The organism is Sphingopyxis sp. 113P3, assembly GCF_001278035.1.
In the GTDB taxonomy this organism is placed as follows: domain Bacteria; phylum Pseudomonadota; class Alphaproteobacteria; order Sphingomonadales; family Sphingomonadaceae; genus Sphingopyxis.
This window is the reverse complement of sequence record NZ_CP009452.1, coordinates 3,809,008-3,824,886: the sequence shown is the minus strand read 5'-3', so window position 1 is coordinate 3,824,886 and position 15,879 is coordinate 3,809,008. Positions and strand designations below refer to the sequence as shown.

The following is a 15,879-nucleotide window of genomic DNA, read 5'->3' as shown; positions in this document are numbered from 1 at the left end:
CGGCTCCCACGGCCGGGGCATTTTTCTTGAGCCGGTGCGACTGCGGCGGCAACAGAAAATGGTTTCAATGAAAATCCCGCGACCTCGGCAGGATGCGGACGTTGCGCGGGTGACCGTGCTTCGCCGCATAGTTCCGAGCGGGCTGCGTATCTGAGACCTCTTCGGTGCGCCAGGCCTCGGCATCCGACCAGGCGTGGTTGCCCAACGTATCAAGCATGGCCGTCCGGTCCACGATCCGCGCTGCCATCAGATGGACGACGCCTTCCTTGCTCCGCTGCACCTCGCCTTCGACCAGCATCAGCCGCGACGCCATGACGGCACGCCGATAGCGTTCGAAGTGCCGCGCCCACAAAAGAACATTGACGATCCCGCTTTCGTCCTCGAGCGTGATGAAGATCGCATTACCCTTTCCAGGGCGTTGGCGGATCAGTACGACGCCTGCCGTACTGACAGTCGTTCCGTTCTTTGCGGCGGCGGCTTCGCGGCAGCTCAGCACGCCTTCCGCCGCGAAGGTGCGGCGCAAGAAGGCCATCGGATGTCCCTTCAGCGAAAGCCGCGTCGTCTGGTAATCGGTCAGCACATGATCGACGAGCGAAGTCGGAGGAAGCTTTGCATCGGCTTCCGCGCCAAGCTCGTCCGCGCCTGCAGCGCCGAAGAGCGGCAAGACCCCCTGCCGCACCCGCCGCGCCTCCCATAGCGCGGGACGCCGCTCGGCGCCCATCGATCGGCAGGCATCGGCTTCAGCAAGCAATCGCAGCGCGCGGCCCGGCAGCGCGGCGCGGCGGGCCAACTCCTCGATACTGGCAAAGCGGCGAGTGCGTGCATCGACAATCTGCCTCGCCCAGTCCTCGCGAAACCCGTCAACCTGCCGGAACCCCAGCCGCAGCGCGAGGGCGCCGTCCGAGCGCCGCTCGAGGCTGTTGTCCCACGCGCTCGCATTCACATCGACGCCGCGCACCTCCACTCCGTGCTCGCGCGCATCGCGAACGAGCTGCGCGGGGGCGTAGAAGCCCATCGGCTGTGAATTGAGCAGGCCGCATGTGAAAACGGCGGGGTGATAATGCTTGATCCATGAGGAGACATAGACGAGCCGCGCGAAAGACTGAGCATGGCTTTCGGGAAAGCCATAGCTTCCGAAGCCCTCGATCTGCTTGAAGCAGCGTTCGGCGAAATCCTTCGTATAGCCTCGGCGAACCATGCCGCCGATCATCTTGTCGCAGAAATTCTCGATCGTCCCCACGTTGCGGAACGTCGCCATCGCGCGGCGCAATCCATTGGCCTCCTCGGCGGTAAAACCGGCCGCAACCATTGCCAGCTTCATCGCCTGTTCCTGGAATAGGGGGACGCCGAAGGTTTTCTTCAGAACGTCGTAAAGCTCGTTGGGATCGTGCGGCGGCGCCGGGGAGGGGAATTGCACCGCCTCTTCCCCGTTCCGCCGTTTCAGATAGGGGTGAACCATATCGCCTTCGATCGGGCCGGGGCGCACGATCGCCACCTGCACGACGAGATCGTAGAATTCCCTCGGCTTCAGCCGTGGCAACATGTTGATCTGCGCGCGGCTTTCGACCTGGAACACGCCGATGCTGTCCCCCTTCGAGAGCATGTCGTAAACCGCTGGGTCATTGGCATCGATGTCGAGTTCGAGCGTCCTGTGGCCGAGACCATGATCGCGCATCAGCTCGAAGCATTTGCGGATGCAGGTCAACATGCCGAGCGCGAGCACGTCGACCTTCATCAGTCCGAGCGCGTCGATGTCGTCCTTGTCCCATTCGATAAAGGTGCGGCCTTCCATCGCGGCATTGTGGATCGGCACAAGTTCGTCGAGGCGGCCTTCGGTCAGCACGAAGCCGCCGACATGCTGTGACAGGTGGCGCGGCGCCTTCAGCAACTCGCCAACGAAGCGGTGCAGCCGCTCGATCTCGCCATTGTCAGGGTCGAGTCCGGCCTCGACGAAGCGCTCGACCGGCACCTGATTTCCCCAGCTTCCCCAGCTCGTGTCGGCGAGCCGTGCGGTCACATCCTCGCTGAAGCCAAGCGCCTTGCCAACCTCACGGATGGTGCTGCGCGGACGGTAGTGGATGACGGTTGCGGCAATCCCGGCGCGCTCGCGGCCATATCGCTCGTAGATATGCTGGATCACCTCCTCGCGCCGCTCATGCTCAAAATCGATATCGATGTCGGGCGGCTCGTCGCGCTCGGCCGAGATGAAGCGCGAGAAGAGGAGTTCGTGCTGCATTGGATCGACCGAGGTGACGCCGAGCAAAAAGCAGACAATCGAGTTGGCGGCGGACCCGCGGCCCTGACAGAGAATCGGTGGATCTTGCGTCCGCGCGAAACGGACGAGATCGTAGACCGTCAGAAAATAAAAGACATAGCGCCGGCGCCGGATCAACCGCAGCTCGTTCCCGATCAGCCTGCGGACCTTGGGCGGTAACGGCACCCCATAGCGTTTCTCGGCCGCGGTCTTCACCAGATGATGGAGATAGTTGAAGGGTTTCCAGCCCGCGGGCACCGGTTCGTGCGGATATTCGTAGCGCAGATCGTCAAGGCGGAAGTGGATGCGTGCGAGCAGCTTCGCGCTTTCTTCAGCCGCCTTGAGATGGCGGCTGAACAATCGCTTCATCTCCTCCGGCGCTTTCAGATAGCGTTCGCCATTGGCGCGCAGTCGGCGGCCCGCCTTCTGGATCGTCACCCCCTCGCGGATGCAAGTGATGATGTCGTGAAGCGGGCGCTGCGCCGCCGTGGCATAAAGCGCATCGTTGGTCGCAAGGAGCGGGACGCCGGTCGCTGCCGACAGGCGCTCGCGCTCGGCCAGCTGCCGCGCGTCGCATCCGGTGCGCGGCATGGATACCGCGAGCCATACCGACTTCGGCCGCGCCAGTTTTAGCGTTCGGAGCAATGCTGCGTCACCGTCCATCGCGATCAGCAGCAGGTCGTCGCAGCTGGCGAGCAGATCATCGAAGTTGAGGATGCAATCGCCTTTTTGCGCGCGCAAATTGCCCGTCGACAAGAGCCGCGTCAGCCGTCCCCAGCCATGCCGGCTGACGGGATAGGCGACGATATCGGGGGTGCCGTCGGCAAAGGCGAGACGCGCACCGACGACAAGCCGGAAACCCTCGACCATCGCAGGATTTTTGACCTGCAGCTCCTTCACAAAGGCCCACGCCCGCACGACTCCGGCCACGCTGTTGCGATCGGCGATGCCGATGCCGCTCATGCCGAGCGCTATCGCTTCGGCGACCATTTCGGCCGGGTGCGAGGCGCCGCGAAGGAAACTGTAGTTGGTGGCAGCGACCAGTTCGGCAAAAGCGGGCGGGGCGGAGAGGCTGCTCATGCAAACAGCCCGTGGATATACCAGCGCGGATCCGGCTTTTCCTCATAGAGTCCGTGGCGGAACAGCCAGTAGCGGCGGCCGCGGTCGTCCTCAATTCGGTAATAGTCGCGCGTCAGCCCCTCATTGTCGCGGCGGCGCCACCATTCCGCGGCAATGCGCTCGGGCCCTTCGTAGCGGCGAACCGCATGCAGTGCGCGGCGCCAGCGAAAACGCTGTGGCGGGCCGTCTGGCACCTCGGCGATCACTTCGATCGGCTGCGGGGGGTCGAAGAGCCAGAAGGGACGCAGCGGCGGTTCGCCGGGGGAGGGCTCGGGCCAGGCTTCCGGCGGCGGCGCGTCGATGGCGGGAAATTCGAGCTGCGCTTGCTCGGGAATATGCGAGTCGGCGGGGCGGTATCGTCGCACCCGTCCGCGGCCGAGCCGCGTTGCGAGCCGGTCGGCGAACTCGTCCATCGCGCGCGCGCGCGCCGCGCCGCCTTCGAGCCGGAGCTGGCTTGCGCCGAGCGGCTCGATCCGCGGTACGGAGTGGCGGATCATGTCGAAGCCGAAGCCGGGGTCGATCGGATCGCGCAAGGCTTCGAGGCGTTCGGAGAACAGGCGCATCACCAGCGCAGCGTCGCGCGTTGGTGTGCCGGTCTCGACCGCGATCGCTCGCGCCAGTCCATCGCTGCGAAAGAAGGTCGCGCAAAAACTGCGGCCGCCCATGCCGCGTTCGGCGAGCGCTTCGACCGCCTCGTCCACCAGTTCGGCGAGCACGCAAAGCGCGTGCGGCGTGCTTGCGACGGGTTCGGCAAAGCGTCGCTCGCTCGCGACGGGCGGCGGCGTCAGCCGCGGGACGAGAGGGCTCGGAGCCTCGCCGAGCAGGCGGCGCAGCGCCGTCGCAGCCTCGGCGCCGAAGCGGGCGGCGAGGCTCGCCATGGGCCGGTTCGCGAGGTCGCCGATTGTCTTGAGGCCCGCGCGAACAAGTGCGCGCGTCGCGTCGGGGTCGAGTTCGAGGGCGCCGACCGGGAGGCGGCGGATCGCCGCCGCTTCGTCCGGAGCGGGCGGGGCCGGGTAGCGCGCAAGTGCGCGCGCCGCATCGGCAGTGGGGCCGAGCGCTGTGCGCACGGTCATGCCCGTACGCTCGAGGCGCGCTTCGACATCGGCCGCCAGCGCAGCCTCGCCGCCGAACAGATGCGCGCTGCCTGCAATGTCGAGAATCAGCCCGTCGGGGGGATCGAGCGCGACGAGCGGCGTGTAGCGTGCGCAGCCCAGCGCGAGCCGGTCGAGCCAGTCGTGATCAAGCGCCGGGTCGTGGGGTATCACGAGGAGCGATTGGACCCGCGCCCGCGCGTCGGCGAGCGCCATGCCAGGAGCGAGGCCGAGCGCCGCGGCGCGCGTATCGACGCTCGCAAGGCGCAGCGCACCCCGCTGCCTTTCTGTAAAGACGAGCGGCGCTTCAGGCGGCCTCGGCGCCGCGCGGTTCCAACGTTCGGCGGGAAGCCAAGGGAAGAACGCCGCCAGATAGCGCCGCGTCGCAGAAGGCTTGGTCGTCACGATTCCACTCCAGCCGCCAGCGCGCGCCCGCAGGTCCGGCGCGCCAGCGCAGCAATTCAAGGTCGAAGGCGGGCGCGCCGGGTGCATTCGCCTCCAGTTCATGCGAGGGCGCCGCGGCGATGCGCCAGCGCGTCTCGGCGACGCTCGGTGTCGGTTCGGCCCCTAGGCGCAGCAGCAACAGAACGGTCCCGGCGTCCCGCGCGCCGAGCGCGAGCCGCCGCCCGGCGGTCAGATCGAGAGCGGGCAGACGCCCCCGGCTTTCGACGACGACCGCGGCTGATCCTGGACATCGCAGGGCGTCGTTTGCGGCAGTGAGGAGCGCCTTCGCATCCGTTGTCTCGACGAGCAGCAGCCGGTCGGGATCGCCGCCAAGCTCTGCGATACCGGGCGCGTAAAGATAGCCACCCTGCCGCGTGGCGTCGGAGGTGCGCAGCCACAGGAGCGGCCCGTCTCCCCCGCGCAGCGCGAGCAGCATCACGAAGGCGGCAGCGGTGGCGGCGTCCAGCGGGTCGGCGAATATCTCGTGCACCCGTCCGGCGGCGAGCCCGCCCCCCAGCGCGGCGTCGAACCCCGCGTCTCCACTCGCCAGCCAGCCGTCTGCGCGCGCGTCCAACGACCCGCCGGACGTCGCAATCCGGGCGACGCGGCGACGCAGCCCGGCGAGAGGGGAAGACGACTCGTGCATGACACGTTCTCTATATGTTCTATTAGCGTCCGAGATGGGGCGCTTGTCAAGGCACAGCATTGAGCCAAGCAGCGAGGTTCCTTCTTCCCGCCGCCCGGATCGCGTTCAGGTGATGCAAATTCTTCGCTGCTGGTGTCGCTTAGCGCGCGCTGCCCGCCATGCTGTCCCCCCCCAAAGCGCGGAAGAGCGCGACGCGGGTCTGCGCAAGGAGCAATTGGGTACCGATCTCGCTCCGACGCGCGTTGTAGAGGCTGCGCTGAGCATCGAGGCTTGCGAGGAAGCTGTCGACACCCCCCCTGTAGCGCGCGTCGGCCAGCGTAGCGGTGTCGGCCGCTGCCGCGCTGTTCGCCGTCGCGGCGCGCACCCGTTCGGCAATCGTTCCCTGCACTGCGAGCGCGTCGGCGACTTCGCGGAAGGCGGTCTGGATAGTGCCTTCATAACGCGCGAGCGCCGCGTCGCGCTGCGCTTCGCTCGCCGCGACTCCGGCCCGGCGTCCGCCAAAATCGAAGATCGACGCATTCACATCGCCTCCCGCGGACCAGGCGAAGGCGCCGCCGTCGAACAGGCTCGAGAGCGCGTCGCTTGCAAAGCCGAGCAGCCCGGTCAGCGAGATGGTGGGAAAGAGCCGAGCCCGCGCAGCGCCGATGTCGGCATTTGCGGCGCGGAGTTGAAATTCCGCCTCGATCACGTCGGGGCGGCGCAAGAGGACCAGGGAGCTTACTCCCGCGGGCAAGGGCGCGATTGCCCCAGTGGCTTCGGCGAGGCTTGCAGGCAGCAGCGCACGATCGACGTCGCTGCCGACGAGCAGACGAAGGAGATTCTCGTCCTGCGCAAGGGCGCTCGTTTGTGCGGCAATCGCGTCCTCGGCGGTGGCCAGAATTTGCTCGGCCTGGCGAAGGTCGGTGCGCGGCGCAACGCCCCCATCGAGGCGCGCCCTGGTAAGCCGAACATTTTCGCGTGCATTGGCTGCGGTATCGCGGGCGATCGCGAGCAGGTCCTTGTCGGCGCCATATTGGGCCCAGGCAAAAGCGAGATCGGCCATCAGCGCGACCCGCACGGTGCGCGCTGCCGCCTCGGTCGCGAGCGCGCGGTTCCGCTCGGCTTCGGTTGCGCTTGCGAGGCGTCCGAAGAGGTCAAGCTCGAATCCGGTAACCCCGCCCTGCAGAGAAAAGTCCGCGCTTCCCGCACCATCGCCCCGATCCGAATAGCCTGCCCCAGCGGAGACACCGACCGCAGGAAATTGCGCCGACCGCATTACCCGGACCTGCGCGCGCGCCGCGGCGACGTTGGCAAAAGCGGCGCGCAGGTCGCGGTTGTTCGCAAGCGACTGCTCGATAAGCGCCTGCAGCCTGGGGTCGGTGAAAACCTGCGTATAGGTGAGGACGGGCAGCGCCGCCTCGCTCTGCAGCAGATAAGCGTCCCCGACCGGCCAGCTTTGCGGCACCGGGGGCGCAGGAAGGACCGTCTTGGGTGCGAGCGAGCAGCCCGCAAGGAGGAGCGGCGCGGTGATCAGCGCGAGAGATGTGCGCGTCATGCCGGCATCTCTTGCGAGCCGGAGCTGCTGCCAAAATGCTCGCGAAGCGCCGCGATCCCGCCGCGCACCCCGCGCCGCACGAGGACGAAAAAGAGCGGGATAAAGAAGATGGCGAGCAGCGTCGCGGTCAGCATTCCGCCGATTACCGAGGTACCGATCGCGACGCGGCTGTTCGCGCCGGCGCCGGTCGCGAGGGCGAGTGGCAATACGCCGAAGATGAAGGCGAAGCTCGTCATCAGGATGGGGCGCAGGCGGATCTTGGCCGCGGCAATCGCCGCCTCGATCACGCGCTTGCCTTGTCGCTCCTGCTGCTCGGCGAATTCGATCATCAAGATTGCATTCTTCGCCGCGAGGCCCATCGTGGTCAAAAGGCCGATCTGCAGATAGACGTCGTTTTCGAGCCCGCGCAGACTGACCGCAAGCACGGCACCGACCAGCCCCAGCGGAATGACGAGCAGCACCGCGACGGGGATCGACCAGCTTTCATAAAGCGCGGCAAGGCAAAGGAAGACGACGAGCAGCGACAATCCGTAAAGGAGCGGAGCCTGCCCCGAGGACAGACGTTCCTGATAGGAAGAACCGGCCCAGGCGACGCTCGTGCCCGGAATCTGCGCGGCCATTTGCTCCATGAGATCCATCGCCTCGCCCGAACTGGTGCCCGGAGCCGGCTGGCCCGAGATTTCATAGGCGGGAACGCCCTGAAAGCGCGAGGTGCTGCTCGGCGTCGTCGACCAGCCGATACGCGAGAAGGCGGAAAAAGGGGACATCCCGCCATCCGACGAGCGCACATACCATTGGGCAAGATCCTCGGGTCTCGCCCGATATGGGGCGTCGCCCTGCACATAAACGCGCTTGACCCGCCCCTTGTCGATAAAGTCGTTGACGTAGCGCCCGCCCCATGCGGTCGACAGCGTGTTGTTCACGTCATTGTTGCTGAGCCCATAGGCGGTCAGCCGCTGGGTATCGATGTCGACCTTCAGCGTTGCGACGTCGGGCAGGTCGCTCAGCCGTACCGATTGAAGCCTGGGATTGGCGTTCGCCATCGCAAGCAACTTATCGCGCGCCGCAGCAAATTCCTCGCGGCTTAGCCCACCGCGGTTCTGAAATTCCATCGTGAAGCCCGACGTGTCGCCAAGACCGCGCACCGCGCCCGGCACCAGCGCGAAAATCTGTGCGTCGCGCAGCCCCGAAAGCGCTGCGCGCGCGCGCTGCGCGATGGCGTCGGCGGTGTTCTCGGGGCCCGGCCGGTGGTCCCAGTCGACCAGGTTTACGAAGCCTTGACCGGTGTTTTGTCCTGACGCCCCGCCGCCTCCGCCGCCGGCGATCAGAAACAGGGCTTGCGTGTTCGCCTTTTCCTGGGTCAGCAGATATTTTTCGACCGCATCGCGCACTTCGAGCGTACGTTCCTGCGTCGCGCCGGCTGGCAGGCGGAATTGAACGGCCACGCGCCCTTGGTCTTCGTTGGGCAGGAAGCCTCCGGGCAGGCGCAGGAAGAGCAGCACGAGCAGCGCAAGGGCGAGGGCATAGATCGCAAGGAACAGCCATTTGCGCGCGACGACCTTGGCCACGCTTTGCGCATAGCTGTCGCTCGCCCGGTCGAAGCGCGTGTTGAAGCCATGCTTCGCGCGCTCGAGCATCTCCTGAAAGCGCGGAAAGCGTCGGCGCGCGCCTTGCACAGCTTGCGTCCTGGGCTTGAGCAGCGTCGACGTGAGCGCGGGGCTCAGTACGAGCGCGACCAGTACCGACAGACCCATCGCGGAGACAATCGTGATCGAGAATTGGCGATAGATGACTCCGGTGGAGCCGCCGAAAAAGGCCATCGGCAGGAACACTGCCGACAGCACCAGGCCAATGGCAACCAGTGCGATCTGCAGTTCCTGCATCGACCGGATCGTTGCCTCGCGCGCGGTCATGTCAGGATGTTCTTCCATCAACCGCTCGACATTCTCGACCACCACGATCGCATCGTCGACCAGCAAGCCAATCGCGAGCACAAGCCCGAACAGCGTCAGCGTGTTGATGCTGAAACCCGCGATATAGAAGATGGCGAAGGTGCCGAGCAGGACGACCGGCACCGCGATGGCGGGGATCAGTGTCGCGCGCCAGCTCTGCAGAAAGATGAACATGACGATGACGACGAGCAGAATCGCCTCGAACAAGGCCTTCTGCACCTCGCTGACCGAAAGCTTGATGAAGTCGGTCGAATCATTCGCATAGGCATAGTCGAGCCCTTCGGGCATGTCGGCCGCGAGCGCTTCCATCCGCGCCTTGACGAGTTCGGCGGTCTTGAGCGCGTCGGACCCGGGCGATAGCGAGATCGCCATGCCGGCTCCGGGATGGCCGTTGACGCGGGTGATGACGCTGTAGTTCTCAGCACCCAGTTCGACCCGCGCGACATCCTTGATCCGCACAGTCGACCCGTCGGGCAGTGTCTTGAGAACGATATTCTCGAACTCCTCGGGGGTTTGCAGCTTCGACTGCGCGGTCACCGTTGCGTTGAGCATCTGGCCCTTGGGCGCGGGCAGCCCGCCGACGTCGCCGGCAGCGACCTCGCTGTTCTGGGCGTTGATGGCGTTGACCACATCGCCGGGCATCAGGGACATGGCTGCCAGCCGCTGCGGATTGAGCCAGATACGCATCGCGTGCGGCGCACCGAAGACATTGACGTCGCCGACGCCGTCGACGCGCGATAGCGGGTCCTGAATGTTCGAGGTCAGATAGTCCGATACATCCTGGTTCGAGCGCGTGTCGGTGGTGTCGAACACCGCCACCATCAAGAGCGTGTCCGAATTGGACTTGGTGACCCTCACCCCCCGGCTCTGGACCTGCTCGGGCAGGCGTGAGAGCGCCGAACTGATCTGGTTCTGGACCTGGACCTGGGCGATATCGGGATCGGTTCCCTTGGCAAAGATCGCGGTAATGCTCGCCTGCCCGCGCGAGCTCGACTGCGAGCTGAAATAAAGAAGGCCGTCGATTCCCGTCAGCTGCTGTTCAAGCACCTGCGTGACACTGTTCTCGATCGTTTCGGCCGATGCGCCGGGGTAGCTCGCGCGAATATTGACCTGCGTCGGGGCGATATCGGGATATTGTTCGATCGGCAGCGAGAAAAGCGCGCCCAGCCCGCCGAGCATCACGATGATCGCCAGCACCCAGGCGAAGATCGGGCGGTCGATGAAAATGCGCGACATGCGGGCTATTTACCCTGGGCGGCCTCGCGGCCGGCGGCCCCGATCCGCTGCACGCTGGAGGCCGGGACCGGTCGAACGGGCATCCCCGACCGGAGATTGCCGATGCCTTGGGTGATAATCCGGTCGCCGGCCTTGATCCCTGCCGAAATGACCCAATTCGTGCCCGCCGTCCGCTTGGTGTCGACCTTGCGCCGCACGACCTTGTTGTCCTTGCCCACAAGATAAACAAACGCGCTGCCGTCGAAATCGCGCTGGACGGCCTGCTGCGGGACAAGGACCGCATTGGGCTCGATCGCCTGGTTGAACAGCGCTGTCACGAACATGCCGGGCAGGAGCAGTCCCTTCGGGTTGGGAAAGCGCGCGCGCAGCGTCACCGTCCCGGTCGCTTCGTTGACCGTCATTTCGGAGAATTGGACGGTGCCCGCGAATCCATAATCGCTGCCGTCCTCGAGTTTCAGGCGTACGGCCGTGCTCCCCGGCTGCGTGCCGCCGCTCGCGAGCGACTGCCGAAGTGCGGTGAGTTCGGCGCTCGACTGCTGCATGTCGACATAGATAGGGTCGAGCTGCTGGATCACCGCGAGCGGCTGGGTCTGGCTTGCGCTTACCAGAGCGCCGGGTGTCGCAAGGCTGCGGCCGATGCGACCGCTGATCGGAGCGGCGATCGTCGTATAGCGCAGATTGATCCGCGCGGTTTCGAGCGCTGCGGCATTTTGGGCGACGCTCGCGCGCGCGACCCGCGCCGCGGCGAGCGCGTCGGTATAATCCTGCTCGGCGATGGCCTGCATCTTGGCGAGCGGCTCGAAACGCTTCGCTTTCTCTTCAGCCGCCGCAGCACTCGCCCGCGCGCTCGCCAGATTGGCTTCGGCCTGGTCGACCGCTGCACGGTAGAGACTGGGGTCGATCTGGAAGAGAGGCTGGCCCGCCCGCACGGACCCGCCCTCGGTGAACAGGCGCCGGCGGATCAGTCCGCTCACCTGGGGGCGTACTTCGCTCGTCTCGAAGGCGACCGTGCGCCCGCCAAGTTCGGTGGTAACCGGAACCGCGGAGGTCGCGGCGATGACGTAGCCGACCTCGGGTGCGCCGCGATCGCGGCCGCCTTGCTCGTCCCCGTCCGCGCAGGCTCCCAGCGACAATATCGCGGCGCACAGGGCTCCGGTCAGGAGCAGCGGCCTCTGTTTAGGCATCATCGGTTGTCTCGTGTCGATCCGCGGGGGAAGGGCGGGGGCTTTCATCCTATTCACCGCATCGAGCCTGCGCTGGCAAGCGGATTAGGCCATTTGCGACAAATTACGACAATTTTCCGGGGGGCCTGCCGCCCGGCCGCCGCAGACGTTGACACCGGTTACCATTGGAGCTAGCCAGAAAGCCAGCCCTATTATTCAGCTCAAGGATGCCGATCATGTTCGCCAAGACCTATCACGCCACCCATCCCGAAATGATGGAGGATGTGTCGAACGATCAGCTTCGCGCGCGCTATCTCGTGACGGGCATGTTCGAGGAGGGGAGGATCAACCTCAACTATTCGCACAACGAGCGCTTCGTCATCGGGGGAGCGGTGCCCATGGGCGGGGCCTTGACGCTTCCCGTGCAGAGCGAGCCGGCGTCGGCAGCGGGCCATCCTTTCCTCGAGCGGCGCGAGATGGCCGCGGTCAATATCGGCACCCGGGGCGCAATCAGCGTCGATGGCCAGCGCTTCGAGATGAACAACAAGGAATGTCTCTACATCCCGATGGGGTCGAAGGAGGTGACGTTCGAGGGGGAGGGCGCGCGCTTCTATCTCGCCTCGCTTCCGGCGCACAAGGTCTGCCCGCTGCGGCATATCACGCTCGATGAAGCCAACCCGCTCGCGCGCGGCGACCTTGCCAACTCGAACCAGCGGACCATCTATCAGCTCGTCATTCCGGGGGTGTGCGAAAGCGCGCAGTTGCTGCTCGGCCTCACCGTGCTCGAAGAGGGCAGCGTGTGGAACACCATGCCGCCGCACCTTCATGATCGGCGCAGCGAGATCTATCTCTACTTCGACCTTCCCGAAGAGAATGACCGCATCTTCCATTATATGGGCGAGCCCGAGAGCATGCGGCACATCGTGATCGCGAACGAAGAGGCGGTCATCAGCCCACCCTGGTCGATCCACATGGGTTCAGGGACGAAGAAATATGCCTTCATCTGGGCGATGGGCGGCGAGAATCTCGACTATACCGACATGAATGTTCTCGACATCTGTCAGCTGAAGTGATGGTCGGCATGTTCAACCTGGAGGGAAAGGTCGCGCTGGTCACCGGTGCGAACACGGGGATCGGGCAGGGGATCGCGCTCGCCCTCGCCGGGGCGGGGGCCGATATCGCGGCCGCGGGCCGTACGCCGGCAATCGAGACGGTCGACAAGGTTCGCGCGCTTGGCCGCAAGGCAGACAATTTTGCGGCCGACCTCTCGGGCCTCGCTGCGGTGCAGCCGCTCGTCGACGCGGTGCTCGGCGCATTCGGCCGCATCGACATCCTCGTCAACAATGCCGGCATCATCCGCCGCGCCGATGCGGTCGACTTCACCGAGGCCGACTGGGACGCGGTGATGGACACCAATTTGAAGACAGTCTTCTTCCTTTGCCAGGCGGTGGGCCGGCACATGATCGCGCGCGGCAGCGGCAAGATCATCAACATCGCCTCGATGCTGACCTTCCAGGGCGGCATCCGCGTGCCGAGTTATACGGCGTCCAAATCGGGGGTGGGCGGGCTCACCAAGCTGCTCGCCAACGAATGGGCAGCGAAGGGCATTCAGGTCAACGCGATCGCGCCAGGCTATATTGCGACCAACAACACGGCCGCATTGCAGGCCGACGAGACGCGCAACCGTCAGATCCTCGAGCGCATCCCCGCGGGGCGCTGGGGCGACGCTGCCGACATCGGCGGCGCTGCGGTTTTCCTGGCAGCGTCCGCCTCAGATTATGTCCAGGGTCATATCCTTGCCGTCGACGGCGGCTGGCTCGCCCGATAAGCGCCGACGGGCCGTCCATGGTGCGTGACCAAGCCCACTCCCCTTCGCGGCACCGACAGGAAGAACGATCCTTCGATGAGCCAAGGGCGAGCGGAGTGGATATGGCAAAGCTGGTTTTCTTCGGCGAACTGCTGATCCGCCTGACCGCGCCTGGCAATGAACTGCTCATGCAGTCGCCATCGCTTGCGCTGCATGTGGGCGGCGCCGAGGCGAATGTCGCCATCGGGCTTGCGCATCTTGGCCACGATTGCGCGATGATCAGCAAAATTCCTGCAAATGCGCTGGGTCGCGGTGCCGTGGCGGCGGTGCGCGGCGCGCATGTCGATTGCACCGCCGTCACCATTCATCCAGGGCGCATGGGGCTTTATTTCCTGAGCGTCGGCGCGGGCCTGCGCGCATCGGAAATTGTCTACGACCGCGCCGGGTCGAGCTTCGCTGCGAGCAGCGCGGCGGATTATGACTTCGATCAACTGCTGGGCGGCGCGCGCCTGCTTCACCTCTCGGGCATCACCCCGGCGCTCGGCCCTCGGTCGGCCGAGGCGGCGCTGGCGGCAGCGCGCGCGGCAAAGCGGCACGGCGTGCCTGTCAGCTTCGATGGCAATTACCGCGCGATGCTGTGGGACGCGTGGGACAGCGACCCGCGCGCTATCCTGTCCGAGCTCATCGGCATCGCCGACATCCTCTTCGGCAACCATCGCGACCTCGCGCTGGTGCTCGGTCGGTCCTTTAGCGGCAACGGCGAGGACCGGCGGCGCGAGGCGGCCGAGGCAGGCTTCGCCGCCTTTCCCGAACTCCGGATCATCGCCTCGACGGCGCGCCACACGCTCACCGCCGACCACCACCGCATCGCGGCGCGTGTCGACCTGCGCAGCGGCGCGCACCAGACCGGCGAGGTCGACGTCACCGGTATCGTCGATCGTATCGGCGCCGGCGACGCCTTTGCCGCGGGGGTGCTCCACGCGCACCTGAGCGGGGGCGATGCAAAGATGATGGCCGAAACCGGCCTCGCGCTTACCTGCCTCAAGCACTCGCTCCCGGGCGATGCAAGCCGCTTCGGGCCGGCCGACATCGACGCCTTCCACCGCGGGGGGCTCGATGTCCGCCGCTGAAGGCGTCAGCCGCCGCGCGCTGCTCGGCAGCGCGGCGGGCCTGCTGATAGCTGCCGCATCGCAAACGGCGAGGGCAGGATCGGGACCGGACGTCGTCAGCGCACCCGATGGGGCTTATCGAAGCCTCGGTACGGGCGAAAAGGGCGCCCGCCTTTGCTTCTATCCTGGCATCCGCTACGCGCGCGCCGGACGCTTTCGGGCGCCGGTTCCAGTCCTGCGCGCCGAGCAGCACGGGGGCGGCTTTGGCCCCGCCTGTCCCCAGCGCGGGAACCGCTACCAGCCGCAGTCCGAGGATTGCCTGTTCCTCAACGTCTGGACGCCGTCGATGCGCGCCGACGCGAAGCGCCCCGTCATGGTCTATTTTCACGGCGGCGCCTATTCGGCCGGGAGCGTCACCGACCCCATCAACGACGGCGCCCGTCTCGCGGCGCGGGGAGAGGTGGTGGTGGTCACTGTCAATCACCGGCTCAACGCGCTTGGTTATCTCTATCTTGCGCGCCTCGACTCGCGTTTTCCCGACAGCGGCAATGCGGGACAGCTCGACCTGATCGTGGCGTTGCAGTGGATCCAGCGCAACATCGCCGCCTTTGGCGGCGACCCCGCCAATGTCACCCTCTTTGGCCAGTCGGGCGGGGGCGCCAAGATCGCGACGCTGATGGCGATGCCCGAGGCGAAAGGGCTTTTCCACAAGGCGATCACGATGAGCGGGCAGCAGGTTACCGCCTCGGGGCCCTTGAACGCCACACGGCGCGCCAAGGCTTTTCTCGGCGAGCTGGGCCCGAACGTCGACCCCGTGACAGCGCCGGTCGAGCAGCTGGTCGCGGCGCTCGCGGCGACCGACCCGATCCTCGGCGGCGGGGTCTATATGGGACCGGTGCTCGATATGGTGCATTTGAAGCGCCATCCTTTCTGGCCCGATGCCGCGCCCCAATCGCTCGGCATTCCGATGATGCTCGGCAATGCGGTGATGGAAACCCGCGCTTTCTATGCGCCGGACAGCAAGCCCCTTGCGGGACTGGATTTCGGAAACCTCGCTGCGCGGATCGCGCCCGAGATGCGCGTGGATATTCACCCCGAATGGGTGGTGGAACAGTTTCGCGCTCGCTATCCGGACGCGCCGCCGCTCGAACTTTTCCACCGTATCGTCACCGCGGCGCGAAGCTGGCGCGGGCAGGTCGAGGAGGCCGAGGCTCGCGCACGGGCCGGGGCGCCCGCGTTCGTCTACCAGCTTGATTTCGAAGCGGCCAAGCACACCGACGATATCGGCCTCAGCTTTGGGACCATCCCTCACCCGACGCCCGGGCAGCAGGCGATGAGCGATATCGTGATGGAGGCTTTCGTCCGCTTCGCGCGCACCGGCGATCCGGGCTGGCCGGCCTATGACCTACCAAAGCGGCAGACGATGATTTTCGACGCGCAAAGCCGTTTGGAAAGCGATCCGCGCCGCTTCGAACGCGAGCTCTTCGCGCGGGTACCCTATGTCCAGCCCGGGACGTGACAGCG

General features: G+C 66.0%; 10 protein-coding genes. 4 read left to right on the top strand and 6 right to left on the bottom strand.

What is annotated here, in order from left to right; all coding sequences use genetic code 11:
• Positions 1-64: 64 nt before the first annotated feature.
• From LH20_RS18500 to LH20_RS18475, 6 genes are all read right to left on the bottom strand, one after another.
• Positions 65-3,334 (bottom strand): error-prone DNA polymerase, encoded by a 3,270-nt coding sequence (locus LH20_RS18500; protein WP_053555494.1) that lies wholly within the window; start codon positions 3,332-3,334, stop codon positions 65-67.
• On the bottom strand, positions 3,331-4,872 hold the full coding sequence (locus LH20_RS18495; RefSeq protein WP_083455611.1) for a Y-family DNA polymerase: 1,542 nt from the start codon (positions 4,870-4,872) through the stop codon (positions 3,331-3,333). The genes LH20_RS18500 and LH20_RS18495 overlap by 4 nt, the downstream gene beginning before the upstream one ends.
• A complete protein-coding gene (locus LH20_RS23610; protein ID WP_053555492.1) occupies positions 4,772-5,554 on the bottom strand; it encodes an ImuA family protein in 783 nt (260 codons plus the stop codon). Before LH20_RS23610 ends, LH20_RS18495 begins: the two co-directional genes overlap by 101 nt.
• A 139-nt stretch (positions 5,555-5,693) precedes the next feature.
• The gene (locus LH20_RS18485) at positions 5,694-7,088 is read right to left on the bottom strand and encodes an efflux transporter outer membrane subunit (RefSeq protein WP_053555491.1); all 1,395 of its coding nucleotides are present in this window, start codon (positions 7,086-7,088) and stop codon (positions 5,694-5,696) included.
• On the bottom strand, positions 7,085-10,276 hold the full coding sequence (locus LH20_RS18480; protein ID WP_053555490.1) for an efflux RND transporter permease subunit: 3,192 nt from the start codon (positions 10,274-10,276) through the stop codon (positions 7,085-7,087). The genes LH20_RS18485 and LH20_RS18480 overlap by 4 nt, the downstream gene beginning before the upstream one ends.
• 5 nt (positions 10,277-10,281) lie before the next feature.
• A complete protein-coding gene (locus tag LH20_RS18475; RefSeq protein ID WP_053556371.1) occupies positions 10,282-11,460 on the bottom strand; it encodes an efflux RND transporter periplasmic adaptor subunit in 1,179 nt (392 codons plus the stop codon).
• A 215-nt stretch (positions 11,461-11,675) separates the two neighbouring features.
• Here LH20_RS18475 and kduI point away from each other — a divergent pair, with 215 nt between their 5' ends.
• From kduI to LH20_RS18455, 4 genes are all read left to right on the top strand, one after another.
• A complete protein-coding gene (gene kduI / locus LH20_RS18470) occupies positions 11,676-12,512 on the top strand; it encodes a 5-dehydro-4-deoxy-D-glucuronate isomerase (protein WP_053555489.1) in 837 nt (278 codons plus the stop codon).
• On the top strand, positions 12,512-13,267 hold the full coding sequence (gene kduD / locus LH20_RS18465; RefSeq protein ID WP_053555488.1) for a 2-dehydro-3-deoxy-D-gluconate 5-dehydrogenase KduD: 756 nt from the start codon (positions 12,512-12,514) through the stop codon (positions 13,265-13,267). The genes kduI and kduD overlap by 1 nt, the downstream gene beginning before the upstream one ends.
• A 101-nt stretch (positions 13,268-13,368) precedes the next feature.
• A complete protein-coding gene (locus LH20_RS18460; RefSeq protein ID WP_053555487.1) occupies positions 13,369-14,376 on the top strand; it encodes a sugar kinase in 1,008 nt (335 codons plus the stop codon).
• Complete coding sequence (locus tag LH20_RS18455) at positions 14,363-15,874, top strand: carboxylesterase/lipase family protein (protein WP_053555486.1); 1,512 nt, start codon at positions 14,363-14,365, stop codon at positions 15,872-15,874. The genes LH20_RS18460 and LH20_RS18455 overlap by 14 nt, the downstream gene beginning before the upstream one ends.
• The last annotated feature ends 5 nt before the right edge of the window (positions 15,875-15,879 follow it).